The organism is Actinomycetospora succinea, from assembly GCF_004363095.1.
In the GTDB taxonomy this organism is placed as follows: domain Bacteria; phylum Actinomycetota; class Actinomycetes; order Mycobacteriales; family Pseudonocardiaceae; genus Actinomycetospora; species Actinomycetospora succinea.
This window is the reverse complement of record NZ_SNYO01000003.1, coordinates 397,348-423,200: the sequence shown is the minus strand read 5'-3', so window position 1 is coordinate 423,200 and position 25,853 is coordinate 397,348. Positions and strand designations below refer to the sequence as shown.

General features: G+C 74.8%; 29 protein-coding genes. 12 read left to right on the top strand and 17 right to left on the bottom strand.

Annotation, left to right across the window (positions count from 1 at the left end):
- Positions 1–173: 173 nt before the first annotated feature.
- Positions 174–944: a hypothetical protein gene (locus tag EV188_RS13285; RefSeq protein ID WP_133826737.1), complete on the top strand. Its 771-nt coding sequence runs from the start codon at positions 174–176 to the stop codon at positions 942–944.
- A gap of 1 nt (position 945) precedes the next feature.
- Here the strand turns inward: EV188_RS13285 and EV188_RS13280 are convergent, their stop codons facing one another.
- Positions 946–1,764, bottom strand: a complete 819-nt coding sequence (locus EV188_RS13280) for a helix-turn-helix transcriptional regulator (RefSeq protein ID WP_133826736.1) — start codon at positions 1,762–1,764, stop codon at positions 946–948.
- 82 nt (positions 1,765–1,846) lie between these two features.
- Between EV188_RS13280 and EV188_RS13275 the strand changes: the two genes are divergently transcribed.
- From EV188_RS13275 to EV188_RS13265, 3 genes are all read left to right on the top strand, one after another.
- On the top strand, positions 1,847–2,101 hold the full coding sequence (locus tag EV188_RS13275; RefSeq protein WP_133826735.1) for a Rossmann-fold NAD(P)-binding domain-containing protein: 255 nt from the start codon (positions 1,847–1,849) through the stop codon (positions 2,099–2,101).
- Positions 2,102–2,129: 28 nt separating this feature from the next.
- The gene (locus tag EV188_RS13270) at positions 2,130–2,546 is read left to right on the top strand and encodes a pyridoxamine 5'-phosphate oxidase family protein (protein WP_133826734.1); all 417 of its coding nucleotides are present in this window, start codon (positions 2,130–2,132) and stop codon (positions 2,544–2,546) included.
- Between the two features lie 96 nt (positions 2,547–2,642).
- The gene (locus EV188_RS13265) at positions 2,643–3,221 is read left to right on the top strand and encodes an amphi-Trp domain-containing protein (protein WP_133826733.1); all 579 of its coding nucleotides are present in this window, start codon (positions 2,643–2,645) and stop codon (positions 3,219–3,221) included.
- 3 nt (positions 3,222–3,224) lie between these two features.
- On the opposite strand, the gene EV188_RS13260 is transcribed toward EV188_RS13265, so the two are convergent.
- Positions 3,225–3,632, bottom strand: coding sequence for a VOC family protein (locus EV188_RS13260; protein WP_133826732.1), 408 nt, complete (start codon positions 3,630–3,632; stop codon positions 3,225–3,227).
- An 89-nt stretch (positions 3,633–3,721) separates the two neighbouring features.
- Entirely contained in the window at positions 3,722–4,180 is a 459-nt protein-coding gene (locus EV188_RS13255) for a MarR family winged helix-turn-helix transcriptional regulator (RefSeq protein WP_133826731.1), read from the bottom strand.
- 74 nt (positions 4,181–4,254) lie between these two features.
- Between EV188_RS13255 and EV188_RS13250 the strand changes: the two genes are divergently transcribed.
- A complete protein-coding gene (locus EV188_RS13250) occupies positions 4,255–4,632 on the top strand; it encodes a cupin domain-containing protein (RefSeq protein ID WP_208114170.1) in 378 nt (125 codons plus the stop codon).
- Positions 4,633–4,635: 3 nt separating this feature from the next.
- Here EV188_RS13250 and EV188_RS13245 read toward each other — a convergent pair whose 3' ends face one another.
- The 3 genes from EV188_RS13245 to EV188_RS13235 are packed head-to-tail and all read right to left on the bottom strand — an operon-like array spanning position 4,636 to position 6,051.
- Entirely contained in the window at positions 4,636–4,827 is a 192-nt protein-coding gene (locus tag EV188_RS13245; RefSeq protein ID WP_133826730.1) for a hypothetical protein, read from the bottom strand.
- Between the two features lie 5 nt (positions 4,828–4,832).
- A complete protein-coding gene (locus tag EV188_RS13240; protein WP_133826729.1) occupies positions 4,833–5,207 on the bottom strand; it encodes a VOC family protein in 375 nt (124 codons plus the stop codon).
- Between the two features lie 10 nt (positions 5,208–5,217).
- A complete protein-coding gene (locus EV188_RS13235; RefSeq protein WP_133826728.1) occupies positions 5,218–6,051 on the bottom strand; it encodes an AraC family transcriptional regulator in 834 nt (277 codons plus the stop codon).
- Positions 6,052–6,097: 46 nt separating this feature from the next.
- Here EV188_RS13235 and EV188_RS13230 point away from each other — a divergent pair, with 46 nt between their 5' ends.
- Complete coding sequence (locus EV188_RS13230) at positions 6,098–7,579, top strand: flavin-containing monooxygenase (protein WP_243741663.1); 1,482 nt, start codon at positions 6,098–6,100, stop codon at positions 7,577–7,579.
- An 86-nt stretch (positions 7,580–7,665) separates the two neighbouring features.
- On the top strand, positions 7,666–8,451 hold the full coding sequence (map, locus tag EV188_RS13225) for a type I methionyl aminopeptidase (protein ID WP_133826727.1): 786 nt from the start codon (positions 7,666–7,668) through the stop codon (positions 8,449–8,451).
- Here map and EV188_RS13220 read toward each other — a convergent pair whose 3' ends face one another.
- Positions 8,452–9,084 (bottom strand): hypothetical protein, encoded by a 633-nt coding sequence (locus EV188_RS13220; RefSeq protein ID WP_208114169.1) that lies wholly within the window; start codon positions 9,082–9,084, stop codon positions 8,452–8,454.
- A gap of 84 nt (positions 9,085–9,168) precedes the next feature.
- Between EV188_RS13220 and EV188_RS13215 the strand changes: the two genes are divergently transcribed.
- Positions 9,169–9,699, top strand: a complete 531-nt coding sequence (locus tag EV188_RS13215) for an ester cyclase (protein WP_166659866.1) — start codon at positions 9,169–9,171, stop codon at positions 9,697–9,699.
- Here the strand turns inward: EV188_RS13215 and EV188_RS13210 are convergent.
- The 3 genes from EV188_RS13210 to EV188_RS13200 all read right to left on the bottom strand — a co-directional run bounded on the left by EV188_RS13210 (position 9,696) and on the right by EV188_RS13200 (position 11,603).
- On the bottom strand, positions 9,696–9,935 hold the full coding sequence (locus EV188_RS13210) for a helix-turn-helix domain-containing protein (RefSeq protein WP_208114168.1): 240 nt from the start codon (positions 9,933–9,935) through the stop codon (positions 9,696–9,698). The two genes, EV188_RS13215 and EV188_RS13210, sit on opposite strands and share 4 nt — an antisense overlap.
- A gap of 151 nt (positions 9,936–10,086) precedes the next feature.
- Positions 10,087–10,773 carry an MT-A70 family methyltransferase gene (locus EV188_RS13205; protein ID WP_133826725.1) on the bottom strand — a complete coding sequence of 229 codons (687 nt, stop codon included), beginning with the start codon at positions 10,771–10,773 and terminating at the stop codon, positions 10,087–10,089.
- Between the two features lie 80 nt (positions 10,774–10,853).
- Positions 10,854–11,603 carry a BglII/BstYI family type II restriction endonuclease gene (locus tag EV188_RS13200; protein WP_133826724.1) on the bottom strand — a complete coding sequence of 250 codons (750 nt, stop codon included), beginning with the start codon at positions 11,601–11,603 and terminating at the stop codon, positions 10,854–10,856.
- A gap of 122 nt (positions 11,604–11,725) precedes the next feature.
- On the opposite strand from EV188_RS13200, the gene EV188_RS13195 reads away from it, so the two are divergent.
- The 3 genes from EV188_RS13195 (at position 11,726) to EV188_RS13185 (ending at position 15,587) form a co-directional block, all read left to right on the top strand.
- Positions 11,726–13,252, top strand: coding sequence for an ArnT family glycosyltransferase (locus EV188_RS13195; RefSeq protein ID WP_243741662.1), 1,527 nt, complete (start codon positions 11,726–11,728; stop codon positions 13,250–13,252).
- A 21-nt stretch (positions 13,253–13,273) separates the two neighbouring features.
- Complete coding sequence (locus EV188_RS13190) at positions 13,274–14,725, top strand: alpha/beta hydrolase (protein WP_133826723.1); 1,452 nt, start codon at positions 13,274–13,276, stop codon at positions 14,723–14,725.
- A 73-nt stretch (positions 14,726–14,798) separates the two neighbouring features.
- Positions 14,799–15,587, top strand: a complete 789-nt coding sequence (locus EV188_RS13185) for a class I SAM-dependent methyltransferase (protein WP_133826722.1) — start codon at positions 14,799–14,801, stop codon at positions 15,585–15,587.
- 3 nt (positions 15,588–15,590) lie between these two features.
- Here the strand turns inward: EV188_RS13185 and EV188_RS13180 are convergent, their stop codons facing one another.
- Positions 15,591–17,006, bottom strand: coding sequence for an FAD-dependent monooxygenase (locus tag EV188_RS13180; protein ID WP_133826721.1), 1,416 nt, complete (start codon positions 17,004–17,006; stop codon positions 15,591–15,593).
- 81 nt (positions 17,007–17,087) lie between these two features.
- On the opposite strand from EV188_RS13180, the gene EV188_RS13175 reads away from it, so the two are divergent.
- Positions 17,088–17,693, top strand: a complete 606-nt coding sequence (locus EV188_RS13175) for a TetR family transcriptional regulator (protein ID WP_243741661.1) — start codon at positions 17,088–17,090, stop codon at positions 17,691–17,693.
- Between the two features lie 7 nt (positions 17,694–17,700).
- Here the strand turns inward: EV188_RS13175 and EV188_RS13170 are convergent, their stop codons facing one another.
- The 6 genes from EV188_RS13170 to EV188_RS13150 all read right to left on the bottom strand — a co-directional run bounded on the left by EV188_RS13170 (position 17,701) and on the right by EV188_RS13150 (position 25,848).
- Entirely contained in the window at positions 17,701–18,498 is a 798-nt protein-coding gene (locus tag EV188_RS13170; RefSeq protein WP_133826719.1) for an alpha/beta fold hydrolase, read from the bottom strand.
- A gap of 79 nt (positions 18,499–18,577) precedes the next feature.
- A complete protein-coding gene (locus EV188_RS13165) occupies positions 18,578–18,895 on the bottom strand; it encodes a DUF5313 family protein (RefSeq protein WP_133826718.1) in 318 nt (105 codons plus the stop codon).
- Positions 18,892–21,837, bottom strand: a complete 2,946-nt coding sequence (locus tag EV188_RS13160; protein WP_133826717.1) for an FAD-binding and (Fe-S)-binding domain-containing protein — start codon at positions 21,835–21,837, stop codon at positions 18,892–18,894. Before EV188_RS13160 ends, EV188_RS13165 begins: the two co-directional genes overlap by 4 nt.
- Positions 21,838–21,919: 82 nt before the next feature.
- Positions 21,920–23,113 (bottom strand): amidohydrolase family protein, encoded by a 1,194-nt coding sequence (locus tag EV188_RS13155; RefSeq protein WP_166659865.1) that lies wholly within the window; start codon positions 23,111–23,113, stop codon positions 21,920–21,922.
- Entirely contained in the window at positions 23,086–23,811 is a 726-nt protein-coding gene (gene pepE / locus EV188_RS31565) for a dipeptidase PepE (protein ID WP_166659864.1), read from the bottom strand. Before pepE ends, EV188_RS13155 begins: the two co-directional genes overlap by 28 nt.
- A 321-nt stretch (positions 23,812–24,132) precedes the next feature.
- Positions 24,133–25,848, bottom strand: a complete 1,716-nt coding sequence (locus EV188_RS13150; RefSeq protein ID WP_133826715.1) for a GMC oxidoreductase — start codon at positions 25,846–25,848, stop codon at positions 24,133–24,135.
- Between the last annotated feature and the right edge of the window lie 5 nt (positions 25,849–25,853).

Here is a 25,853-nt window from a genome sequence, read left to right as displayed (position 1 = left end):
CGCCACTGATCCGAGAAGGTCGGCCTTATGACCGGGGTCGCGGACGGCGTCGGGTTCTCCCCACGACGTCGGGGGGTTCTCCCCGCCCCGACGAGGGTCTGCCCGATCGTTCCCCGACGCGCCGCGACCGAGGCTCTGAGCAGCACGAGGAGCCTCGATCCGGAGGAACGACCATGACCGATGTCCGCGACCACCCCTACGCGGCGCCCTACCCCGGTGCGTTCCGTCCGATGGGGCCGCCCCCCGGCGCCCCGGTGTCACCGTTCGGGCCCGTGCCCCCGGCGACCCCGCCGGCCGGCCTCGCGTACGGCTACCCGCCCCCGGCCCCGCTCGGGTGGGGCCCGCCGCCGCCCTTCGCCCCGCCGATGCCTCCTCCGACGGCGCCGCCGCCACCCCGGCGCGGCCGGACCGCGCTCGTCGCCGTGGCCCTCGCGGTCGTCCTGCTCGGCGGGATCGTCGCGGCGGTCGCGATCATGGCGAAGGGCGTGGCGAGCGGCCCCGTGCCGCCCGGTCCCGCCCCGGCCCCGGTCCCGGCCAGCCACCACACGCTGACCGGCATGTTCGCGAACAACGGCAGCTGCACGCCGACGACCGCCGAGGAGCAGGTCCCCTCCACCACCGAGGGCCTGGTCTGCACCGGGTCCGGCGACGGCACCGTCTTCGTCTTCTACCGCTACACCGGGTCGGCGGCGCCGTTCGAGCAGTCGACGGTCCGCGGGTGGGGCGGCTCGGGTCTCACGCTGCGCGAGCAGGACTCCTGCCGCGCCCAGTACACCGGCACGATCGACCTCCCGGGCGCCGGCGCGGCACCGGTGGTCGTCGACTTCTACCGGAACTCGCCCTTCATGGCGGTCTCGGCGGCAGGCAACGGGCAGAGCGTCGACAGCATGCTCACCCCGCGGTACCAGGTGGCGAACCGCACCGACCTCTGCGCGGGTGGGTGAGTCAGTCCGCCACCAGCGCTCCGCCACCGGTCCTCGACCCCGTGGGCCGGTGGCGGACCTCGCTCGGGGCGAGGCCCCGGTGGCGGCGGAAGGCGGCCGAGAAGCTGAACGGGTTGGCGTAGCCGACGCGGCGGGCGACGGCCGCGATCGTGACCTCGGGCTCGGTGATCAGGGCACGTTCGGCGAGGTCGAGGCGGTGCTCGCGGACGTAGGACAGCGGCGAGGTGCCGACGGCCTCGCGGAAGCGGCGGGCGAACGCCGCCCGGCTCACCCCGGTGCGCCGGGCGAGGCCCTCGACGGTCCAGGGCTCGGCCGGGTTCTCGTGGACCGCCGACAGGGCGGCCGACACGTCGGGGTCGGTCACCGTCCCGGCCGGCGCGTCCTGGGTGAGCGCGTCCCGCACGGTCTCGGTGACGAGCCAGTCGAGCAGCCGCTCCGGCACGACGCCACCGGTGTCGCCGGCGTCGATCTGGTCGACGATCCGCTCGATCAGCAGGCGGCAGAACTCCGAGTCCGCGGGGCAGACGGCGTGGTCGGGCAGGGCGAGCAGCCGGCCGGTGCCGTGCAGGGCGAACCGGGTCACGAGCAGCGTCGTGTCGGGCTCGACGGCGTCGGCGGCGAGGTCGCCCCGGGCACGGGTCAGGGCCGCGTCGCCGGGCCCGAGCGTCGTGCCGAGGAGGCGGACGCCGCCACGCGCGACCGCGAGCAGCCCCCACCGGTCGCCGCTCGGGACGACGGCCGGCCCGGCCCCGATCTCCTGGACGCGGAGCTCCGGGTCGGCGACGTGGATCGCGCCGAGCAGCCCGTCGACGGTGTCCACGACGTCCAGATTAGACGCCCGCGTAGGTGCCGTGGAGCCGCGCGGATGGGCACGGCGGCCGCGGGTGGACACGCTGGACGGCATGGCTGAGGACATCACCGTGCTGGCGTGCCGGGACATCCGCTACGAGGCGCTCACTCCCGACGCCTACGCCGCCGAGCTGCGGGCCGCCGGCGTCGACGAGTTCGGTGTCGGCGAGCTCGGCGGGCTGTTCGCGATCATGCGGGAGGGACACCTGGCGAGCGTCCGCGACGACGTCCCCCGGCTGCTCGGACGGCCCGCGCGGCCCTTCCGCGACTGGGTCCTCGAGCAGGCCGCGCTCGGCACCTGGACCTGACGAGCGCCGATCACCGATGGAGGAACCGATGTTCACCGACACCGACCGCGCCCTGCTCGACCGCCCGCTGCACGGGCTGCTGACGATCCCGCCCGGGCCGCAGCGCCTCCCGGCGCCGCGCCCGGTGTGGTTCGAACGGACGGCCGACGACGAGATCCAGCTGTTCTCGATGGCCGACGCCCTCAAGGTCCGCCGCCTCGAGGCCGAGCCCCTCGCGTCGTTCGTCGTCATCACGCCGGGCGGCGAGCCCGAGGGCTGGGTGTCGATCGAGGCCGACGTGACCCTGCCCGAGGACGGCGCGACGGACCTCGCCCTGCGGCTCGCCGAGCGGTACTGGGAGGACCTGACCCCGGAGCGCCGCGACCGGATCGAGGACTACTCGGTGGAGGAGAACCTGCGCCGGATCGTCCTGCACCCGCGCCGCGTCACGCGCGGGCCGGCCTGAGTTCGTCCCTTCGCTGACGTCCGGATCATCCGATCCCTGGAAAGCTGGGGCTGGGCAGACGCGGCACGGGCCGCGGCGCGACGGAGGGACGGCGTCATGGGCGAGGTCAAGGTCGAGCACGAGCTGACGCTCTCGCGCGAGGAGCTCGCGGACTGGTTGGCGGACCTCGCCGACGCCGTCCGCGAGGGCGGGTCGGCCGAGCTGTCGCTGTCCGGGCCGGTGCTCACGCTGCCGCTCGCCGACGACATCGACGTCGACATCGAGGTGGAGATCGAGGGCGACGAGGTCGAGCTCGAGATCGAGCTGTCGTGGTCGACGCGGTCGTCGGCGAAGGACGACGAGGCCGACGACGAGGACGAGGAGGACGACGCCGAGGACGCCGTCGGCGCGACGACGGACGCCGTCGACGACGTGGTCTCCACGACGACCGGGGCGGTGGACGACACCGTCGACGCGACGACCGACACGGTGGACGCCGTGACCGTCGCGGCCGGCGACACCGTGGCCGGCACGACGGGCGCCGTCACGTCGACCGCGAAGGCCGCGACGTCCAAGGCGCCGACGAGGACCGCCGCGAAGGCCCCCGCCAAGACGGCCACGAAGACCGCGTCGAAGGCGCCCGCGAAGGCCGCGAAGACGGCGTCGTCGGCCACGTCGGCGACCGGCGACTCCTGAGGGTCAGCCCGAGCCGGCGATGTTCACGAGCCAGCGGATGCCGAAGCGGTCGGTGCAGTCGCCGTAGAGGTCGCCCCACATCTGCTTCTCCAGCGGCGTCCCCACCGACCCGCTGGCGGAGAGCTTCTCGTACCAGCCGCGCAGCGTCGGCTCGTCGTCGCCGGACAGCGAGATGGTGATGTCGTTGCCGCGCTGCCGGGTCTCCCCGGGCGGCATGTCCGAGACCATGAGCGTGATGCCGCTTTCGGTCTCGAGCTGGCCGTGCATGACCTTGTCCGCGTCCGGGCCCTCCATGCCCATGGACCCGAAGGTCATGACGTTCGTGGTGCCGCCGAGCACGTCGGCGTAGAAGGCGATGGCGTCCGCCGCCTCGCCGTCGAAGTGCAGGTAGGGGTTCAGGGTGACGCCCATGAGGTGGCTCCGTGGGTCAACGGGTCGGGGTCGTGAAAGCTAGACCCGTGCGGGGGCGCGCGGAAGCCGCCTGACGGGCGCATCCCGGCTCACGGGGAGACGAACCAGGCCGCCGCCGCGAACGGGCCGCCACCCCCGTCGGTGAGCGCTCGCAGCCCGTCCTCGAACGCCGCGAAGCGTTCAGGGCCGACCTGCGCCGCCCGCTCGGCGCGCAGGCGCTCGAGGATCTCGCCGGAGAGCGCGAGCAGCTCCCGCCCGCGCGGGGTGAGGACGACGAGGCGGCGACGCGCGTCGGCCGGGTCGCCGGTGCGCTCCACGTAGCCCCGTTCGGCGAGGACGTCCACCGTCCTGCCGGCGGCCTGCTTGGTGACGCCGAGGCGCCCGGCCAGCTCGGAGCCCGTCACCGGTCCCGGCGCGACGGCCTGCAGCGCGAAGCCGTGACCGGGCCGGACGTCGGGGTGCCCGCGCGCCGCGAGCTCGACGTGCAGGGCGTCGATGAGGTCGCGGAACGCGCCGAGCAGCCGGAACGCCATCTCGCCGCCGGGCATGCCCCTGGACGATTCCGTCAACGCCGTTTACCTTTTTGGTCAATCACATTGACCACCCTAGACGGAGGACTCCCGTGGACACCCTCATCCGGCGCGCCGAGGCCCGGCGCACCACCACCCCGAACGCGACCATGACGACCTTCGCGTCCCCGACGCAGGGCGCGAGCCGGCAGGCCCTGTGGCGGGTCGAGATGGCGCCCGGCGCGGCCGGTCCCGACCACGTCATGGCCGGCGAGCAGATCTGGGCCGTCGTCGCCGGTGCCGCGCGGGTGGAGGTGGCGGGCGAGGTCGCCGACCTCGGCCCGGGCGACACCCTCGTGCTGCCCGCCGGCGTGCTGCGCCGCATCCACGCCGACGCCGACCGCGGGCTCGAGGCCGTGGTCACCGGGCCGGGCGACGACACCGCCTCCGGGCCCGGTCGCGAGCCGGTGGTGCCGCCGTGGATCGCGTGAGGGTCACGAGCCGATCCGCCACGGACGCCGGGACCGGGCGGGCCGGTCGGACGGGCTGGGCGGGAGATCCCGGTCGGCGCGCAGCCGGGGGTCGTGCCCGGCGCGCCGGCGGCGGCGCTCCACCACCGTGAGGGCGGCGGACAGGATCGCCAGCACGAGCAGGATGCCCAGCAGGACGAGGATGAGGGTGCCCACGACCCTCAGGATGCCGTACCGGGGCGGTACGTCCCGAAGCTCCAGATGTTGTCCTCGTCGTCGACCGCCGCGTACTCGCGCGAGCCGTAGTCCTGGTCGGTGAGGCCGTGGATGATCGTGGCCCCGGCGGCGACCGCGCGGTCGTGGTGGGCGTCCGGGTCGTCGACGGCGACGTAGATGACGGCCCGGCCGGTCGCGAAGCGGTCGCCCTCGCGGACCGGCCCGAGCAGGACGGCGCCGCCGCCCTGGACGAGCTCGGCGTGCTGGACGGTGCCGGCGTCGTCGCGGTGGGCGGCGGCGACGGTGAAGCCGAGCGCGTCGCGGAGGTACGCGATCGCCTTGTCGGGGTCCTGGTAGCGCAGGGTGGGGTAGACGCTCATGCCGCCGAGGCTAGGAGGGCGCCGGCACGGCGTCTTGGACGTTCGGGAACCCGGCCCACCACTCCCGCACGTAGCCGGTGGGCGTGACCCCGGCGAGGTCGCGGAACTCGCGGACGAGGTGCGAGTGGTCGGCGAAGCCGCAGGCCGCGGCGACGTCGGCGACGGTGGCCGGGTCGTCCGCGTCGGCCACGAGCAGGCGCGCCGCCTCGCGGAACCGCAGGACGCGGCCGGCGGTGGTGGGCGCGAGCCCGACCTGGTCCCGGAACCGGGTCAGCAGGTGCCGGCGGCTCCAGCCGGTCTCCTCGGCGAGCGTGGACACGGCGACCCGCCCGCGCGCCCGGGTGAGGCGCGTCCAGGCGTGGGCGACCTCGGGGTCGGGCGCGGTGCGCGACCGGTCGAGCAGGCCGGCGAGGGTGGCGTCGACGAGCGCGTGGCGCGCCGCCCAGTCCGGGGTGTGCGCCAGGCGTTCGGGCAGCGCCGCGAGGTCCGGCTCGTCGAGGGCGTCGAGCGGGGCGATCCGGTTGGTCAGCGTCGCCGTCGGCCGGTCGAGCAGGCGCAGCACCCCGAGCGGGGTGAGGTCGACCTGGATGCCCTGCTGGTGGCCGGCGAACGCCGTGACCACCGCCCCGTCGTGCATGCCCGCGAGGAACGCCGCCGACCGGGCGTGGCCGCCGGGACCGGTCATCTCCAGCGGGTCGGCCCAGGAGAGGATCAGCGTGCAGGCGCCGTGGGGTGCCTCCCGGCGGCGCAGCGGCGCCGACGGCGAGACCTCGTCGTAGGGCTGGTAGCGCCGCACGACGCCCGCCAGCACCCGGTGGGGGTGCCGAGCAGGGGTGACGCTCACGTTGGCAGCCTGCCAAAAGCAGCGCGGAACGGATACCGTCCGGCCCGTGACGGCAGGCAACGAGATGAACACGGCCAGCGACACCCGCGTGGTGGTCGTCGGCGCGGGCTTCGGCGGGATCGCCGCGGCGATCGAGCTGCGCAGCCACGGGATCACCGACGTCGTGATCCTCGACAGCGCGCCGGAGATCGGCGGGACCTGGTACTACAACGCCTATCCGGGCGCGGCCTGCGACGTCCCGAGCCACCTGTACTCGTTCTCGTTCGCCCAGCGCGGCGACTGGTCACGGCTCTGCTCGCCGCAACCGGAGATCCTCGAGTACCTCCAGGGCGTCGCCAAGGAGTACGGGCTCGAGGAGGTCTTCGTGCCCTCGGTGCGCGTCGACACCGTCCGGCTCGACGAGGACACGATGACCTGGACCGTCGTGGCCGAGGACGGCCGGAGCTGGGAGGCCGGCGCGGTCGTCCTGGCGACCGGCCAGCTGAACACCCCGGCGATCCCGGCGATCCCGGGCGCCGACGGCTTCGCCGGCCCGCAGATGCACTCCGCGCGCTGGGACCACGAGGTCGACCTCCGGGGCAAGCGCGTCGCCGTGGTGGGCACGGGGGCGAGCGCGGTGCAGTTCGTGCCGGCCATCGCGCCCGAGGTCGGCAAGATGACGATCTTCCAGCGCAGCGGCAACTGGTTCTTCCCGCGCAAGAACCGCTACTACCCGCCCGCGCTGCGGCGGGTGTTCCGCCGCGCGCCCGGGGTGATGCGCTTCCGGCGCTTCTTCCTCAAGGGCTACCTCGAGTCCCTGACCATCATGATCAGGCACCCGAACACGGTCGGGCGCCTCGGCCGGATCTACTCGACGCTGTTCATGCGCCGCCAGCTGCGCGACCCGGAGGTCCGCCGCAAGGCCTGGCCGGACTACACCTTCGGGTGCAAGCGCATCCTGTTCAGCTCGCACTACCTGCCCGCGCTGGAGCGCGAGAACGTCGAGCTCGTGACCGACAGGGTCACCGGGATCGAGGCGGACGGCGTGCGCACCGAGGACGGGCGCCACCACCCCGTCGACGTCCTCATCTGGGGCACCGGCTTCAAGACCACCGAGTTCATGTTCCCCATGGACGTCGTCGGGCGGGCCGGCCGGACGCTGCAGGAGGAGTGGAGCGAGGGGGCGCACGCTCACCTGGGGATGACCGTCCCGGGCTTCCCGTCGCTGTTCGTGCTCTACGGGCCGAACACCAACACCTCCGGCGGCTCGATCATCGTGTTCCTCGAGGCCCAGGTCGCCTACGTGCGGCAGGCCCTCGAGGAGACCGCCCGGCGCCGGGCCGCGGCGGTGGAGGTCCGCCGTGACGTGGAGCAGGCCTCCGACCGGCGGCTGCAGGCCGCGTTCGAGGGTACGGCGTGGACGCAGTGCGACTCCTGGTACCGCGACGAGTCGGGCCGGATCGTCGCCAACTGGCCGAAGTACATGGAGCAGTACGTCCGCGCGGTGTCCCGGCTCGACCCGACGGAGTACGACTTCGTGTCCCGCTGACCTGTCCACAGGGTCTGTCCACACTGGGGACGAACTACACCGGTGTCATTCCGGGTGGTCAGGAGCCCGGTGTCTAGGGTCGGGGCATGTTGCGGCGTGCCGAGATCGAGCTCAAGACCCCCGGCGAGGTGGACGCCATGCGGGAGGCGGGCCGGGTGGTCGCCCGCTGCCTCGACGCCGTCCGGACCGCGGCGGCGCCGGGCGTCTCGCTGAAGGAGCTCGACGGCGTCGCGCACGACGTGATGCTCGAGGCCGGCGCCGTGCCCGCGTTCCTCGACTACCACCCGCACTTCGCGCCGTCGCCGTTCCCGGGCGTCATCTGCGCGAGCGTCAACGACGCGGTCGTGCACGCGATCCCCGGCCCCTACCGGCTCGCCGAGGGTGACCTGCTGAGCATCGACTGCGGCGCGTTCCTCGACGGGTGGTGCGGCGACGCGGCGTTCAGCGCGGTGGTCGGCGCCGATCCCGACCCGGCCGACCTCGAGCTGATCGCCACCACCGAGCGCTCGCTGGAGGCCGGGATCGCCGCGGTGCGGCCCGGGGCGCGGCTGGGCGACCTGGGCGCGGCGATCGGTGCCGTCGCGCGCGGGGCCGGCTACGGGATGCTCGCCGACCACGGCGGCCACGGCATCGGTCGCGCCATGCACGAGGCCCCGCACGTCCCGAACGAGGGCCGCGCGGGCAAGGGCATGAAGCTGCGGGCCGGCATGGTCATCGCGATCGAGCCGATGCTGCACGCCGGCGGGGGCGACGACTACGTCCACGACGACGACGGCTGGACCCTGCGCACCGCCGACGGCAGCCGCGCGGCGCACGCGGAGCACACCGTCGCCGTCACCGACGACGGGCCCCGCGTCCTCACGCTGCTGTAGTCAGGCCTGGCTCGACGCGCGCCGGTTCTGCTCGTCGTCCTGCGGCGAGTCGCCCTGCGACGACCCCTCGCGCGGGGCGTCGGCGCGCTCGCGGTGCGCCTGCTCCCACTCGGAGTCGTCGCGGGCGGCGTCCTCCCCGCCGTCCGACGAGGGCTTGCGCCGGACGTTGCGGCGGTCGAGACGGTGCAGCTGGCCGTTGCCGTCACGGCCCCAGTGGGTGCCGTGGGAGTCGGTGAAGCGCATCTCGGGCACCGCGGGCGCCGAGTACAGCTCCTCGCGGCTGACGTCGTCGTGCCCGAAGGGCAGCGAGTGGATCTCGTCGCTGGCCGGGGGCAGCAGCGCCATCGACACGCTGTGCTGCTCGTCGCTGGAGGGCAGGCTGAACAGGCAGCGGACCTGGAAGACCGGGGAGTCGCCGCCGTTGTGGACGCAGAGGACGTAGTCCTCGTCGCGGTCGTGCCGGGCGCCCTCGTCGAGCCACGCGGTGACGCCCTGGGCCTGCTGCTCCTGCCGGACCTCGACCTGGTCCTTGCGGTTGAGCAGCATGATCCACACGTACGCGGCGAAGCCGAGCAGGGATCCGGCGCTGCCGACCGCCGACACCCACTGGGCGGCGAGCTGGGACGTGCTCATCGGTGCTGGTCACCTCGGGGGAACGTTCGGGGGAGTACCGACGAGGAGGTGCCCGACTCGGACGCCCTCTACGCTCCCGTCGGTGTGAGCGCCGTTTCCTCCCCGCCCCGCCCGACGCCGCCGGACGGCGCGTCCCCCGGCGCCCTCGTGCGCTGGACGATCGACGTGCTGAACGCGCACGACGCCGAGGCGCTGCGCCAGGTGTACGCGCCGACGATCCGCGCGCGCTTCCCCACGCGCACGGTGCGGGGCGCCGACGAGCTCGTGTCCTGGTGGCGCGGGGTGTTCGCGGCGGTGCCCGACCTCGGGATGACCATCGAGGGCATGGCGGAGAACGGCACGCGGGACAGCGGCGAGGTGTTCCTGCGCTGGCGGCTCGCCGGTCACCACTCGGGCGCCGAGTGGGAGGGCCTCGAGGCGACCGGGGCCGCCGTCGACCTCGACGGGATGGACCACTTCGTCGTGGCGGACGGCCGGATCGCGAGCAACTTCGTGATCTTCGACCAGATGCAGTTCGCGCGGCAGATCGGGCTGCTGCCCGCCGAGGGGTCGCGCCTCGAGGTCGGGCTCCGGCGCGGGTTCAACGCGCTCGCCCGGCGCCGGCGGGGTCGTTAGCCCGCGCTCTTGCTGCCGTCCTTGCGGGTGCGGCCCTGGGTGCCGCCGCGGCCGCGGAACTCGACGCCGGCGTCCACGAGCAGGCGGCGGACGCGCCCGATGCTGTAGCCGGTCTCGGCGCAGATCTCCCGGATGCTGGCGCCCTTCTGGTACCGCTTGAGCAGCTCGGTGCCCAGCTTGGAGCGCTCCGTCCCCGTCACCCGCTGGTTGCGCGCCAGCTCTGGTGTCTTCGCCATGCGGGGCAGTATCACAGCGCGTGGCCGAACGCCGCCACTATCGGGGATTACTCCTGAGTCAAGCGGTCGGACGCGTACTGCGAACGAGATCAAGGTCCGTCCGTCGGCCCAGTGCCGTGACGGCGAGTGAGAAAAACTGTTCGGCCGTGTACTACCTGTAGGCAGAGTACTGACGTCCGCGCGGCACGACGTCCTCGGCGGACTCGGCGCCCCAGCTCGACCACCCGGGCCGCGGGTAGCGGGCGAACATCTCGAGGTACGGCCCCGGCGAGCACGCCTCGATGAGGTCGTAGGCCTCGTCGGGCTTGCGGGAGTGCTCGCGCTTGCGCGTCTCGATCATGTTGACCTGGCGCCGGCCCGGCTCGAGCGTGCGCAGCGACCCGCGGACACCGAAGAGGACCAGCTCGGTGACGTTGCGGAAGTAGAAGCCGACGCCCCGCCCGTCGGGCCCGCCGTCCTTGCGGCGCTTGGCCCAGACGAGGTTGCTGACGTACCGGAAGCCCCAGCCCTGCATGACCGCCAGGCCCTCGGGGAGCAGGGCGTTCGGCACCCAGAGGTAGAGGTGGGCGTTCGCGGAGACGACGTCGGCCACGGGCAGCGCGGCGATCTCGGCGGCGGTCATCGTGTCGTAGCGGTCGAGCCGCCGGTGCTCGGGCGCGACCTTGCCGGTCCGGTTGGTGAACCGCCACGGGGGGTCGGCGTACACGCAGGACCAGCCGCCCGCGGTGCGCGGGAGCGCGACCTGCTCCAGGGGCGTCGCGTCCACGCGCAGGGGCTCGGCGCGCCGGGCGCGCGTGGGGGTCTGGCCGTCCGGGCCGGCGTCCGCCGCCAGGGTCATCGTCTCGGGCCTCCTCGTGGTCGGGGTGGGCGGGACGCTAGCGCCGGGCCCCGACAGCGCCGGGTCGTCGTCGTCCGGGCTCACCAGCCGAGCCCGTCGGTGAGCATCAGGGGCGCCGGGGCGGCGGGCCGGTCGCGCTCGCCGTCGGCCGGGACCCAGCAGCGGCGCGAGATCGCGACCGCGAGCAGCGGGCACCCGCCGGCGTCCCCACGGGTCATGCGGGACTCGAGCTTGCCGAGGTGGGTGGTCGTGGACGTCGAGAGCCTGCTGCGGACCTCGTCGTCGCTGCCCCCGGCCGCGCGGGTCAGCTCGCGGGCGAGCTCGCGCAGGTCGTCGTGGGTGCGGGTCAGCAGCACGGCCCCGTCGATGAGGCCGGCGTCGTAGAGCGCGCGGTAGGCCCCGATGTCGCGGTCGAGGTTGCCGTCCTTGGCGTTCCACTCGACGTCGAGCGCGACCCGGCCCTTCACGTTGTCGACCTTGTAGCCCTCGTTGACGACCTCGCTCTCGCGCACCGTCACGCCCACCTCCCCGGCGGGCGCCCAGGGCTGGACCTGCAGCCGGGAGGTCACCACGGTGTCGACGCGCCCCTCGCGCCAGCCGCGCTCCCGGAACGCCGCGTTGAGGCGCGCCGCGAGCCGGGACTCGTTGCCGCCGGCCTCGATCAGGTCGGCGGTGGTGAGGGCGAAGTCGGCGAGGACCGCGCAGATCTCGGCGAACTCCTCGCGGCTCGTCGCGGCGAGGACGGCGGCGGCGTTGCGCGTCTCGCGGAGCTCGTAGCGCTCCGCGACACCCGGCGGCACGACCGTCGACCACCCCTGCGTGAGCTCCATCGCCGGACAGTCTCGCACCACGATCCCCGTCGACACGGTCACGGCACCGGACCCGTGCGACCACGCTGTGACGCGTGTCCTAGGGTCCCTCGAATGGGCTACCTCCCCGCCGGAGGTCCCCGATGACCACCACGGCCCCCGTGCCGATCGTCGCGCCTCCCGCCGCGCCCCCGGTCCCGGAGACCTCCGCCACCCCGCGCGTGGCCTGGCGCGCGGTGCTCCTGCTGGCCGGCGTGGTCGCGCTGGTGCACGGGGTCAGCTCCGCCTGGTACGGCGCGTTCGGCGACGAGCTGTACTTCGTCGCCGCCGGCCGGCACCTGGCGTGGGGGTACGCCGACCAGCCCCCGCTCGTGCCGTGGCTCGCCGCGGGCCTCGACGCGATCGCGCCCGGCAACCTCGTCGTCCTGCGCCTGCCGGTGACGCTGACGAGCGCGGCGCACGTCGTGGTGACCGCGCTCCTCGCGGCCGAGCTCGGCGGACGGCGCCGGGCGCAGCTGCTCGCCGGCGCCGCGATCACGATCTCGCCGTTCCTGCTCGCCACCGGGCATCTGCTGGCGACCTCCACGCTCGACCCGTTCCTCTGGTCGGTGCTGCTCTGGCTGGTCGTGCGGTGGATCCGGGTGCGCCAGGACCGCCTGCTGATCGCCGCGGGGCTCGTGCTGGCCGTCGCGCTCGCCGTCAAGTTCCTCGTGCCCGTCCTCGTCGCGGGGCTCGCGCTCGGCGTCCTGTGGGCCGGTCCGCGCCGGCTGCTCGGGCGGCCCGCGCTGTGGCTCGGCCTGGCGCTGGCGGCGGCGTCGACGGTCCCGACGCTGCTCTGGCAGGCCGCGCACGGCTGGCCGCAGCTGCAGATGGGGGAGGTCGTCGCCGGCGAGGGCGGCCTGACCGGCAACCGGTGGTCGTTCCTCCCGTTCGCCGCCTGGGACGTCGGGCTCGTGCCCGGCATGGTCCTCGCCGGGCTGGGGCTGTGGGGGCTCCTGCGCACCGACGCGCTGCGGCCGTGGCGCGCGGTCGGGATCGCCGCCGTCGCCACGACCGCCGCGATGATCGTCGCCGGCGGGCGGCCGTACTACGTCATGGGGCTGGCCGCGGTCCTCGTCGCCGCCGGGGCCGTCGTGCTGCAGGACCGGCGTCCGGCGCGGTGGTGGGGCTGGTCGGTGTCGGTGCCCGCCTACGTCGCGTCCGCGCTGGTCGTGGCCGTGATCGCCCTGCCGCTGGGGCCGGCGTCGTGGCGAGTCGAGCGGGGCGACTTCCTCGCCGCGGGCCAGGTCGGCTGGCAGAGCCTCGCCGCGAGCACCGGCGCCGCGTACCGCGCGCTGCCCCCGGAGCAGCGGGCGCACACGACCGTGCTCGCCTTCTCGTACTGGTACGCCGCGGCGCTCGACCGGTACGGGCCCGAGGCGGGCCTGCCGGACGTGTACAGCGGGCACCGCGGGTTCGCGTTCTTCGGCCCGCCGCCGGACACGGCCACCGCGGCGCTGCTCGTCGGGTCCGTCGACGGGGCCGCGCAGCTGTGCGGCACGATCACGCCCCTGCCGGCGCACCGCGACCCGACGGCCAACGCCGTGATCAACGGCGACGTCCCGCTCGCGCTGTGCACGCTGCGCGCCCCGTGGTCGGCGTCGTGGGCGTCGGTCACGCACATGCAGTAGGCCTGGTCGCATGATGGGCCCGTGAGATCCCGCGTGCTGCTCGCCGTCCTCCTGCTGGCGGCGGTCGTGGGCTGTGCGGGGCGCCCGGCCTCGGGGTCGGCGGCCGCGCCCGACGCCCGCCCGCCGATGGGCACGAACGGCGCGCCGGTCCCCGCCCTCGACTGGCGGGCCTGCGGCGGCGCCCAGTGCGCCGACGTCGTCGTCCCGCTCGACTACCGTCGCCCGACCGGCCCGACGATCACGCTCGCGGCGCTGCGGATGCCCGCCCGGGACCCGGCGGCGCGGATCGGCACGCTGGTCGTGAACTACGGCGGCCCGGGCACGCCGGGGACGTCGAGCCTGCGACGCCTTGCGGGCCGCTTCGACGCGCTGCGGTCCCGCTTCGACCTCGTGACGATCGACCCGCGCGGCACCGGCGCCTCGTCACCGGTCGACTGCGGGCCGTTCGGCGGCGACCGGGTGCCCGCGCCGGTGGGCCCGGCGCGCACCCCGGAGTTCTGGGCGTCGGCCGCCGAGCCCGGCCGGGCCTGCCTCGCCGGCACCGGCGAGCGCCTCGGGCACCTGTCCACCGCGAACGCCGCCCGCGACGTCGACCTCGTCCGCCAGGCGCTCGGCGAGGAGACCGTCAGCCTCTACGGCTACTCCTACGGCACCTACTCGGCGGCGACCTACGCGAACCTGTTCCCGGCCCACACCCGCGCGATGGTGCTCGACGGCAGCCTCGACCTCGTCGCCAACGCCGCCGGCGCGCCCGGGACCGAGCGGGTCCCGGTGGACGTGCGGGCGGCGGTCAGCGAGGCCTGGGAGGAGGCCTTCGGGGTGGCCCTCGACCGGTGCGCCGCGGGTCCCGCCTGCCCCCTGGGCCCCGACGCGCGGGCGCGCGCCACCGACGTCGTCGCGGCCGCGGGTCCGTCCTCGGCGGACCTCGTCGCGCGCATCGACCGGGCCCTGCAGACCGAGGGACGCCTGCCCGGACTGATGCGCTCGCTGGCTGCGCTCCCCGCCCCGCCCTCGGGCGGGCGGATCCCGCTGCCCGCGACCCCGTGGGCGCCGGAGCACTCGCCGTCGTACCTCGCGATCCAGTGCACCGACAGCGTCACGCCGTCGGCGGCCGACATGGACGCCGCCGTGGTGTCCGAGCAGGCCGCGCACCCGATCATCGGGGCGTCCACGGCGCTCAACCACGCGATGTGCGTCGACTGGCCCGCCATCGACCCCGACCGCTACCTCGGGCCGTGGAACGCCCCGCTCGCCGCGCCCGCCCTGATGGTCAACTCGCGGTGGGACCCGACGACCCCGCTCGGGGACGCCCGGGCCACGGCCTCCCAGCTCTCCGCGGCGCACGTGCTCGTCGTCGACGCCATCGGCCACACCACCCTCGACGCCCCGAGCCGCTGCGCCGCCGAGGCCTACACCGCCTACCTGCTCGATCCGCAGGTCACGCCGCCCGAGCAGTGCCCCGCGGGGCTCTGAGCGTCCGCGGCTACCGGTCGCGGTGCGGGTGCGCCAGGGTGAGGCGCATCGCGAGCGGACCCGGGAGGTCGACGTGGCGGAAGCCCTGCGCCCCTACATCCTCGACGACGCGGCGACGGTCGAGTACCAGCGCCTGGACCTCATGTCGAAGATCCTCGATCCGTGGACCCAGCGCTACCTCGAGGGGATCGGCGTCGGACCCGGCTGGCGCTGCCTCGAGCTGGGCGGCGGCAACGGCAGCGTCGCCGAGTGGCTGTGCGGGGTGGTGGGCCCGTCGGGGAGCGTGACCTCGGTCGACATCAACACCGCGCTGCTCCGCCTCGTTCCGGCGCAGAACCTCACCGTGGCGCAGGCGGACGTGCGGACGAGCGAGCTGCCCGGCGCCGGCTACGACCTCGTCACCTGCCGCGCGATGCTGCACCAGGTCGCGGAGCAGGCCCCGGCGATCCTCGGGAAGATGGCCGCGGCGGTCCGGCCGGGCGGGTGGCTGCTGGTCCAGGAGCCGGACTTCCACCTCGCGCCGACGACGGAGCCCGCGACCTGGGCCGACACGTGGTCCGCGATCCTCGGGTGGGGGCGCGACAACGGCGTCGACTGGTTCATCGGACGGCGCCTGCCGGGCATGGTCGTCGACGCCGGGTTCGCGCGCCCGCAGGCCTCGACCGACGTGGAGAACATCCGCGGCGGCGAGCGGGGCGCGCTCTACTTCAAGCTCTTCTTCGCCGAGGTGCGCGACCGGGTTCTGGCCGCCGGCGGACTGGACGCGGCGACCCTCGACGCGGCCACGGCGCTGCTCGACGACCCGACCTCCTGGACGCAGTGCTGGATGATGACCGCCGTGTGGGGCCGCAAGGCCGGCTGAGCGTCACGCCGCCCGAGCGGTGCCCGGCCGGGCTGTGAGCGGGGCGAGCCAGGTGCGCGCCTCGCTCACCGTCGCGCGGCATCCGACGTACCCGTCCGGCCGGATCACGACGACCTCGCCGGGGGCCAGCGCGTAGGTCGCGGCCGCCTCGTCGCCGACGACGACCGTGGCCGCGCCGGCGACCTCGACGTCCTGCGTGCTCAGCACCGTCCAGTCGGCCTCGCGGCGGCGGAGGAAGAGCGTGCTGTCGCCGACCGGGGCGTCGGGGGCGCGGTCGCCGGGACGCGGGCCGGGCCCCTCGGAGGCGCCCCCGAGGGGACCGTCGCGGTAGGACAGGTCGAGCTGGGACGTGGTGCGCACCTGGGCCGCCGTCCGCGCCCACATCGCGCCACCCGAGAGCTCCGCGGAGATGCCGAGGACGCCCGCGGCGATCGGCAGCCGCTCGGCGGTGTACGTGTCGAGCAGGCCCGCGTCGGCGCCTCGGAGCACGGCGGCGAGCTTCCAGCCGAGGTTCATCGCGTCGCCGATGCCGGTGTTCATCCCCTGCGCGCCGGCGGGGGAGTGCACGTGCGCGGCGTCGCCGGCGAGGAACACCGGGCCCACGCGGTAGTCGGCCACCATCCGGACGTTGAGCCGCCACACCGAGCGCCAGGCCACCTCGCGGAGACGGACCCGTGGGCCCCGGGCGCCGACGATCTCGGCGAGCACCGACTCGTCGGGCTCGCGGTCGTCGAGCGGCCCGGCCTGCAGCTGCCAGGTCGACGTGGCTGGCAGCGGGCAGAGCGCGACCCACGAGTACGGCGCCCCGCTCGGCGAGCCCCACTGGTGCCAGTGCTCGCGGTCGAGCCCCTCGAGCTCGACGTCGGCGACGACCATCCGGATCTCCTCGCGCGTCTCGCCGAGGAACGGCACGCCGAGCCGGCGGCGCACGGTGCTGCCGCCCCCGTCCGCCCCGACGAGGTGGCGGGCGCCGATCGTCCCCGCCGTCGTCACGACCTCGACGCCGTCGGCGGTGACCAGCAGGTCCTCGACCCCGACCCCCTGCTCCGGCGCGACGCCGAACTCCGCCAGCCGCTCGCGCAGCACCTGCTCGACCCGCCACTGCGGGACGAGCAGCGTCGAGGGCCAGGGCGTGTCCGGGGTCGGGGCCTTCCCGCGGGCGGGCTCGTCGACGACACCGTCGGGCCCGTACCGGCGCACGGGCAGGTGGGTGCGCCCGAGCGCGACCAGCCGGTCGGTCACGCCGCCGACGACGTCGAGCAGCTCGAGCGACCGGGGCTGCAGCCCCTTGCCGCGCGAGCCCGCGAACGGCGCAGGGGCGGCGTCGAGCAGCCGCACCCCGATCCCCCGGCGCGCCAGCTCGAGGGCCGTGACCAGCCCGGTCGGTCCTGCCCCCGCCACGATCACCTCGGTGTCCATGGTGTCGACGGTACGCCGAACTGAGACTGAGTCTCAAGTAAGACGTAGTGTCACATGAACCGGCGTGTCAAGATGTCGGGTGTGACCGATCCGGGGCTGCGCGCACGCAAGAAGGCCCGCACCCGCGCCGAGCTGCAGCGCCACGCCCTGCGCCTGTTCCGCGACCGGGGCTTCGCGGCGACGACGGCGGACGACATCGCGGCGGCGGCCGACGTCTCGCGCAGCACGTTCTTCCGCTACTTCCCGACCAAGGAGGACGTCGTCCTCCTCGACGACGTCGACCCGCTCTACGACGCGGCCTTCCGGGCGCAACCGGCCGGCACCCCGCTGCTCCGGGCACTGGCCCGCAGCATGCGCACCGCGTTCGCCTCCCTCGACGACGAGAAGCGCGCGCTGGAGGAGGTCCGCATGGACCTCGCGCGGACGGTCCCCGAGATCGGCGCGGTGCTGCGCGAGCGCAACACCTTCGGCGTCGACGCCGTCGCGGCGCTGGTCGGAGAGGCCGTCGGGCGCCCGGCCGACGACGACGACGTCGTCGTCTTCGCCGGCGTGGTCAGCGGCGCCCGCCTCGCCGCGCAGGCCCTCGTCCGGCGCGACCCGGACCGCGCCTACATCGAGACGTTCGCCGACGTGCTCGAGGTGCTCGCCGACGGCGTGCCGCTGGCCGACGCGCCGATCGTGACCTAGCCGGCCCTCACGCGAGGGCGTCGGTGAACCGGAGGACCTCGGCGATGTAGAGGGCGGTCCCGGTGTCCACGGCACCGTGCCCCTGCCCGGGCAGGACGACGAGGCGGGAGTCCGGCAGCGCGTCGTCCACGGCCTCGGCGGCGCGTCGATAGCCAGCCGGGCTCTCGCTCCCGGTCAGCGCCAGCGTCGGGATCGCGAGGTCCCGGAAGCGCTCCGGGTCGAACCGGTACGTCTTGATCGCGCGCAGTTCCCGGGGGATCGTGGGCGCCGCCGCGAGGCGTGCGCCGTAGCTTGGCTGGGACCGCATGAAGTCCACCACCTCCGCCGACACCCCGGCGACCTGGCGGGCCGTGGTCACCACCACCCCGTCGCGGTCTCCCGCCCGCATCAGCGACTCGAGCCGTTCGATGACGTCCCACGGGTAGAGCTCCGCGCCGACCTGCTCGAACGACGGGTCGTAGAGCACCAGCGCCCGCACGTTGCGGGTGATCAGCGCGGCGTCGAGCGCGCAGAGCGCTCCGTACGAGTGGCCGACCAGGATCACCGGCTGCTCGAGCGAGTCCACCACCGCGGCGACGTCCTCGAACTCCCGCTCGATCGCGAAGTCCTCCGCGTCGCCGCTGCCGCCGCGGCCGCGCCGATCGACGGCGCAGACCGTGAAGCGCTCCTCGAACGCGGGCAGGACCGGAGCCCATCGACTGTGGTCGCAGGCCGCGCCGTGCACCAGCACGAGCGCTGTCCCGGCGCCGGTTCGCCGGTAGGCGACCGACGTGCCGTCGTTCGACGTGGCCTGTCCCTGGGGCATGAGGTCGCTCCCGTCGCCGTCGCCTCGTCGACGCAGAGCTTCGTCCACACCGGCGCCGGCGGGAACCCTCGGGCCTCGGCTACTCGTCGTCACGGAGCACGACCTCCGGCAGGTATCCGTGCTGGTAGAGCCGCTTCTCGCGCACCATCGGCGAGAACAGCGTCGCCATGAACAGCGTCGAGAACAGCACGAACAGCGGCAGCGCGACCTTCAGCCACACCGGCCCGGGCAGCAGCGCCAGGAGCGCTGCCGGCGTCGCCTGGACCGCGGAGCGGGCGAGGTGGCGCAGGAACCACGTGCGGCAGGTCAGGTCGTGCAGCACCCACGGCGCGTACCGCACGGGCAGTCGCGCCCCGAACGCGTAGGCGATCCAGCGCAGGACGCCCGGACGGGTCATCCCGACGCCGACGCCGCCGGCGCGCGTGTCCCCGACCGCAGGCCCAGCGCCCGCGCCGCGACGTGGGCGAGGTGCACCGGCTCGTGGCCCGCGTTCTCGAGCTGGCGGATCTGGGTGCGGCAGGAGAAGCCGTCGGCGAGCACCGCGGTGTCCGGGTCGGCGGCGCGCACCGCGGGCATCAGGCCCCGCTCGGCGCAGGCCGTCGAGACCTCGTAGTGCCCGTCCTCGAACCCGAAGTTGCCCGCGAGCCCGCAGCACCCCTCGTCGAGCACCCGGACGTCGACCCCGAGCGCGTCGAGCACCGACCGGTCGGCGTCGAAGCCCATCGCCGCGTACTGATGGCAGTGGATCTGGGCGACGGCCTTGGTCGTCGTCGTGACCTGGGCCCGCAGCTCGTCGGTGTGCTGCGCCAGGACCTCGGCGAGCGTCCGCGTCGACTTCTCCAGCCGCACGGCGTCCTCGTCGTCGGGGCCGAGCAGCTCGACGACGTCCTGGCGCAGCGCCGCGGTGCACGAGGGCTCGAGGCCGACCACGGGGACGCCGTCGTCGAGCCAGGGCTTGACGACGTCGAGGCTGCGCCGGGCGACGGCGCGCGCCGTGTCGAGCTGGCCGGTGGTGTGCCACGTCAACCCGCAGCAGACCTGGCCGTCCGGGAGCTCGACGCGGTAGCCGAGGTGCTCGAGGACGGCGATCGCGTCGAGGGCGAGCTCGGGGTCGAACGCCGCGGTGAACGTGTCGGGCCACAGCAGCACGCGGGGCTTCGTGCTGTCGGCGTGCGCCCGGCGCGCGTCCACGAGGCGGCGCAGCGGCTTCGGGGCCAGCGTCGGGATGTCGCGCTGCGGGGCGATGCCGCCGAGGCGCTTGGCGACGTTCGCCAGCGCGGGCCGGCGGGCCAGGGCGTTGGCGACCCGCGGCAGGCCCGGCACCGCCGTGGCGAGGCGCAGCCAGCGGGGCAGGTGCCCCATCGACCAGTGACTGCGGGGACGCTTGTGGGCGCGCCCGGCGTAGTGCTGGGAGAGGAACTCGGCCTTGTAGGTGGCCATGTCCACGCCCACCGGGCAGTCACGCTGGCAGGCCTTGCAGCTCAGGCACAGGTCGAGGGCGTCGCGGACCTCGGTGGAGCGCCAGCCGTCGGGGACGAGCTGCCCGCTCGCCATCTCGAACAGCATCCGCGCGCGGCCGCGGGTGGAGTGGGCCTCCTCGCCGGTGACGCGGTAGCTCGGGCACATGTAGCCGCCCGAGTCGGAGATGCACTTGGCGACGCCGATGCAGCGGCGGCTGGCGCGGGTGAAGCTGCCGCGGTCGTCGGTGTAGGCGAGCTCGGTGCGCGGCCCGATGGTGGGGACGCCGACGAAGACCTTGAGGTCCTCGTCCATCGGCGCCGGGTCGACGACGCGGCGCGGGTTCATGCGGCCCTCGGGGTCCCAGGCGTCCTTGAACGCGCCGAACGCCTCGAGCAGCTGGGGGCTGTAGGTGCGGGCGAGCAGCTCGGCGCGCGCCTGCCCGTCACCGTGCTCGCCGGAGACCGAGCCGCCGTGCGCGGCCACGAGGTCGGCGGCGTCGGTGAGGAACGCGCGGAAGTTCGCGAGGCCGGGGCGGGTGAGCAGGTCGAAGTCGATGCGCACGTGCAGGCAGCCGTCGCCGAAGTGCCCGTAGTAGGCGCCCCGCCGGCCGTGCTTGCCCAGCAGCGCGTCGAACTCGCGCAGGTAGGCGCCCATCTGCGCCGGCGGCACCGCGGCGTCCTCCCAGCCCGGCCACGCCTCGCCGCCGTCGGGGGAGCGGGTGACGATCCCCGACCCGTCCTCGCGGATCTTCCACAGCGCGCGCTGCGCCGTCGGCTCCGAGACGACCTTGACGCTCGCGCCGTAGCGGGCCATCTCGCGCCCGATCGCCTCGGCCTTCGCGGTGGCCTCGGCGCGGTCGGCGCCGCCGGTCTCGACGTAGAGCCAGCCCTTGCCCTCGGGCAGCTGCTCGTGGGTGCGCTCGTCGGGCCTGCTCGCGCGCAGGGCCCCGATGACGCCGGTGTCCATGCCCTCGATCGTCAGCGGGTGGTGCTCGCGGATCGGCATGACGTGGTCGGCGGCGATGTAGGCGTCGGGGAACCCGAGCACGCACAGCGCCCGCGCCGGCGGCGACTCGACCAGGTCGACGGTGGCCTCGAGGATCGTCGCGCACGTGCCCTCGGTGCCGACCAGCGCGCGGGCGAGGTCGAAGCCGTGGTCGTCGAGCAGCTCGTCGAGGTTGTAGCCGCTGACCCGCCGGGTCATCCCGTGGCCGAGCAGCTCGTCGCGGACGAGGCCCTCGTAGCGGTCGCGCAGCGCGGCCAGCTCGCGGTAGATCGCGCCCTCGCGGCCGGGGCGCGCCATCGCGGCGGGCAGGTCGGGCGTGCGGCCGGCGCCCATCCGCGTGCCGTCGGCCAGCAGCACCTCGAGCGAGCGGACGTTGTCGACGGTCTTGCCCCACGCCACGGAGTGCGACCCGCAGGCGTTGTTGGCGATCATCCCGCCGAGGGTGCAGCGGTTGTGCGTCGAGGGGTCGGGGCCGAACGTCAGCCCGTACGGGCGCGCGGCCTCGCGCAGGTCGTCGAGGACGACGCCGGGCTGGACGCGGGCGGTGCGCGCGTCCGGGTCGATCTCCAGCACGCGGGTCATGTGGCGGGAGAAGTCGACGATCACGGCCTCGTTGACCGCCTGGCCGCCGATGCTCGTGCTCGCCCCGCGCGGCAGCAGCGGGACGCCGTGGCGGCGCGTGACGTCGACGACCGCCTCGACGTCGTCGATGTCGACCGGCTGGACGACGCCGATCGGCACGTGGCGGTAGTTCGACGCGTCCGCCGACCACATCGCCTTGCTCGAGGTGTCGAACCGGACCCGCCCGCGGACAGCCGAACGCAGGTCCTCGGCGAGGAGGGATTCACGGGACGAGCGACGCGTGACGGTCATCGCCGGTCAGTCTGCGCCGGTCCGCAAGGCTTCGCTGCTCGGGGCGGCGTGATGTTCGCAGCGAACGCGCTGTTCGCTGCTACTAGGCACGCGGAGTCCTCGTTCGCTCGGTGACGGGCGTGCGGCGGGCGCGGTCGAGGAGGCCTGTGCGCGCGTCGGCGGCGTCCATGAGGACCAGGTCCGCCCGCGCGCCGGGGACGACGTCGTGGCGGTCGTCGCCGAGCAGGGCGGCCGCGTCGACGGTGCCCATGTCGAGCAGGGTGTCGAGGTCGACGCCCTGCATGTGGCCGAGCAGCAGGGCGGCGTCGAGGAGGTCGACGGTGCCGAACGGGGTGAAGGCGTTGCGGACGTTGTTCGACGAGTAGGCGACGCGCACGCCGGCGTCGCGCAGCTCGCGGACGGGGGCCGAGGCGCCGACGAGGTAGAGGTCGGTGGGCGGCAGGACGGCGACCCCGACGCCCGCGGCGGCGAGGGCGTCGGCGGTGCGGCGCCGGCGGTCGGGGTCGAGGCCGGCGAGGGTCGTGACGTGGCCGAGGACGACGTGGCCTTCCATCCCCGCCGCTCGCGTCATCGTGGCGATGTCCTCGGCGAGGTCGTGGCGGGCGTCGGTGGCACTCCCGCCCGCCCCGGCGGCGAAGTCGGCGTGGACGTCGACCGGGACGCCGTGGTGCTGCGCGAGCTCGAGGACGTCGCGGACGTGGTCGCGGCAGGCGTCGACGTCGTCCTCGGCGTAGCTGCAGGCCCCGAGCACGTCGGCGCCGCGGCGCAGGGCCTCGACGAGGAGGTCGCGGGTGCCGGGTCTGCTCGCGATCCCCTCCTGGGGGAAGGCGACGACCTGGAGGTCGATGCGGTCGCGCCACTCGTCGCGCAGCTCGAGGAGGACGTCGAGGCTCGTCAGACCGACGGTCGGGTCGACGTCGACGGGCGTGCGGACGCGCGTGGTGCCGGCGGCCTGGGCGCGCCGCAGCACATCCGTGGTGCGGGCGCGGACGTCGTCGGGGGTGAACCGCTGCTTGCGCTCGGCGGTGCGTGCCACGGCGGCGTCGAGGCCGGCGTCCGGGTCGGGACCGGGGTCGAGCATCGCCTTGTCGAGGTGCAGGTGGGGTTCGACGAGGCCGGGGAGGAGGACCTTCTGGTGGCCGTCGATGCGTGGTGCGTGGTGGTCGAGTCCCGGCCCGATCGCGGCGATCCGGCCGTCGTGCACCGCGACGTCCACGAGCCCGTCGTGGTGGCGGGTGCGGACGTCGGTCAGGAGGTAGGTGTCGCGAGGAGCCACGTCAGGTCGGTACCCGCCGCGAGCTCGTCCGGCGCGTGGCCGCGGCGGAAGAGGCGCGCGGTGTGGCCGTCGAGGGTGAGGGTGTCGGCGCTGTGCAGCAGCCAGGCGCCCTCGCGGAGCCCGACGACGGCGACCGCGTTCTCCTCGTGGAACTCCTCGATCCGCTGCTGGCGGGTCTCGCCGCGGTGGGTCGAGTGCGGGTCGGGGTCGAGGTAGTGCGGGTTGATCTGCACGGGGATGCGGCCGACGGCGTCGTAGCCGCCGGGGTCGACGATCGGCATGTCGTTGGTCGTCATGATCGTCGGGCAGGCGAGGTTGGACCCGGCGCTGGCTCCGGCGTATCGGAGGTCTTCTCGGGCGCGCAGGGCGTCCAGGACGCCGTTGTCGCCGGTGCGCCGGCGCAGGCGGAACGTGTTGCCGCCGCCGACGAACACGGTCTCGCGGTCGGGGTCGGCGTCGCGGATCGTCGCCGCGGGGTCGGGCTCGCGGTGCAGGCCCCGGACGTCGAGGGGCCCGAGGACGTTCTCCAGCGCGGCGGCGACGAAGCCGGTGTAGGCGTCGTGGTCGCCACCGGCCCACGGCGCGAACCACAGCGTCCGGCCGCCGACGTGGCGGCGCAGCGGCTCCGCGGCGTGCGCGAACGGCACGGCCTCCCCGGGCGGGCGGGAGTTGGAGAAGAGCAACGCGTCGGCGGCCACGCCCGCGATCCTCGCCGTCTCCGGCCGGTGAGCGACGCACGGGGTGTGTCAGCGTGGCGGCCATGCTGACGTTCAACGTCAGTATTTCCGCCAGCTCGATCCCGCCCCGGCGGGCCCAAGATCGTGGTGGCTTCCCTGACGTTCGTCGTCAGCGTCCGGCCTTCGGCGCGGCAGCTCCGCTGCGCTGCGTGCCGCGGGTGGCCGCAAGGCTGAGACACCGCCGTGTCTCAGCGACTTCTCGGCGTGTCGCGCGAGCGAGGCTGTGGCGATCCTGGCGCCAGACGCCAGCGATGCCGCATCGCTCGTATCTCGGGACCCTCGTCAGACCGGGGTGCGCGGGGGGACGGCGGGGGTGCCGAGGGGCACCAGGCGCAGGGCGCCCGGAGCGTCGGCGGGGACCACGGGCGCGTGCGGGGCGACCGGCTCCACGCGTTCGTACGCCGAGCCGAGCGGCGGGCGCGGGTCGGGCTCGCCCTTGTTCGGCCAGAACGCCATCGCCCGTTCCGCCTGCGCGGTGATCGTCAGCGACGGGTTCACGCCGAGGTTCGCCGAGAGCGCGGAGCCGTCGAGGACGTGCAGGCCCGGGTGCCCGAAGAGGCGCTGGTAGCCGTCGATCACGCCGTGCTCCGGGTCGGCGCCGATCGGGCAGCCGCCGATGAAGTGCGCGGTCATCGGCATGTTCACCGCCTCGCCCCAGGTGCCGCCGGGGTCGCCGTCGATGATCTCCGCGAGCCGGCGGGTGGTGTCGTTCGCGGCCGGGATCCAGGTCGGGTTCGGCGTGCCGTGGCCCTGGCGGGACACGAGGCGGCCGAAGCGCCGGCGCACGGTGATCGAGTTGTCCAGCGACTGCATGACCAGCGCGATGACCGTGCGCTCCGACCAGTGCCGCTTGTCCAGCGAGCGCGCGAACGTCCGCGGGTGGCGCACCATCCCGCCCAGCAGCTTGAGCAGCCGCGGCACCCGCCCGCCGCCGTCGGTCATGAGCGTCGTGAGCAGGCCCATCGCGTTCGACCCACGCCCGTAGCGGCACGGCTCGATGTGCGTGTCCTCGTCCGGGTGCCAGGACGAGGTGATCGCGACGCCGCGGGTGAAGTCGCGCGGCCCGCCGGGCTCCGGGGCACGGTGGGCCATCGCGCCGACCAGCGCCTCGGAGTTGGTCCGGGTCAGCTCACCGAGCCGCCGGGAGACGCGCGGCAGCACACCGGTGTCGCGCAGGCGGTGCAGGAGCGACTGCGTGCCCCACGTGCCGGCGGCGAGCACGACCTGGTCGGCGGTGAACGTCGTCCGGCCCCGCCCGCGGGTCGCCCTGGTCTCGACCACGTAGCCGTCGGCGGACGGCCGGACCGTGCGCACCGTCGTCTCCGGATGCACGACGGCGCCGGCGCGCTCGGCCAGCGCGAGGTAGTTGGTCTCGAGGGTGTTCTTGGCGCCGTGGCGGCAGCCGGTCATGCACTCGCCGCACTCGCGGCAGCCGGTGCGCTCCGGGCCCGCGCCGCCGAAGAACGGGTCCGGCGCCGTCACGCCCGGCCCCTCGCCGAAGTACACGCCGACCTGCGTCGGGGTCACCGTGTCGCCGCGGCCGCGCTCCTCGGCCACCTGGCGCATGACGACGTCCGAGGGCGTGACCGACGGCTGGGTGACGACGCCGAGCATCCGCGTCGCCTGGTCGTAGAACGGGTCGAGCTCGTCGCGCCAGTCGGTCAGCGACGCCCACTGCGGGTCGCGGTAGAACGCCTCGCTCTTCGGGCGGTAGAGCGTGTTCGCGTAGTTCAGCGAGCCCCCGCCGACGCCCGCGCCGGCGAGCACCACGACGTCGCGCAGCACGTGGATGCGCTGGATCCCGTAGCAGCCCAGCCGCGGCGCCCAGAGGAAGTTCCGCACGTCCCACGACGTCGCCGGCAGGGTCTCGGGCGTGAACCGTCGTCCGGCCTCGAGGACCCCGACCCGGTAGCCCTTCTCGGCGAGCCGCAGCGCCGTGACGCTGCCGCCGAACCCGGACCCGACGACGAGCACGTCGTAGTGGTGTGGTGGTGGCACCGCAG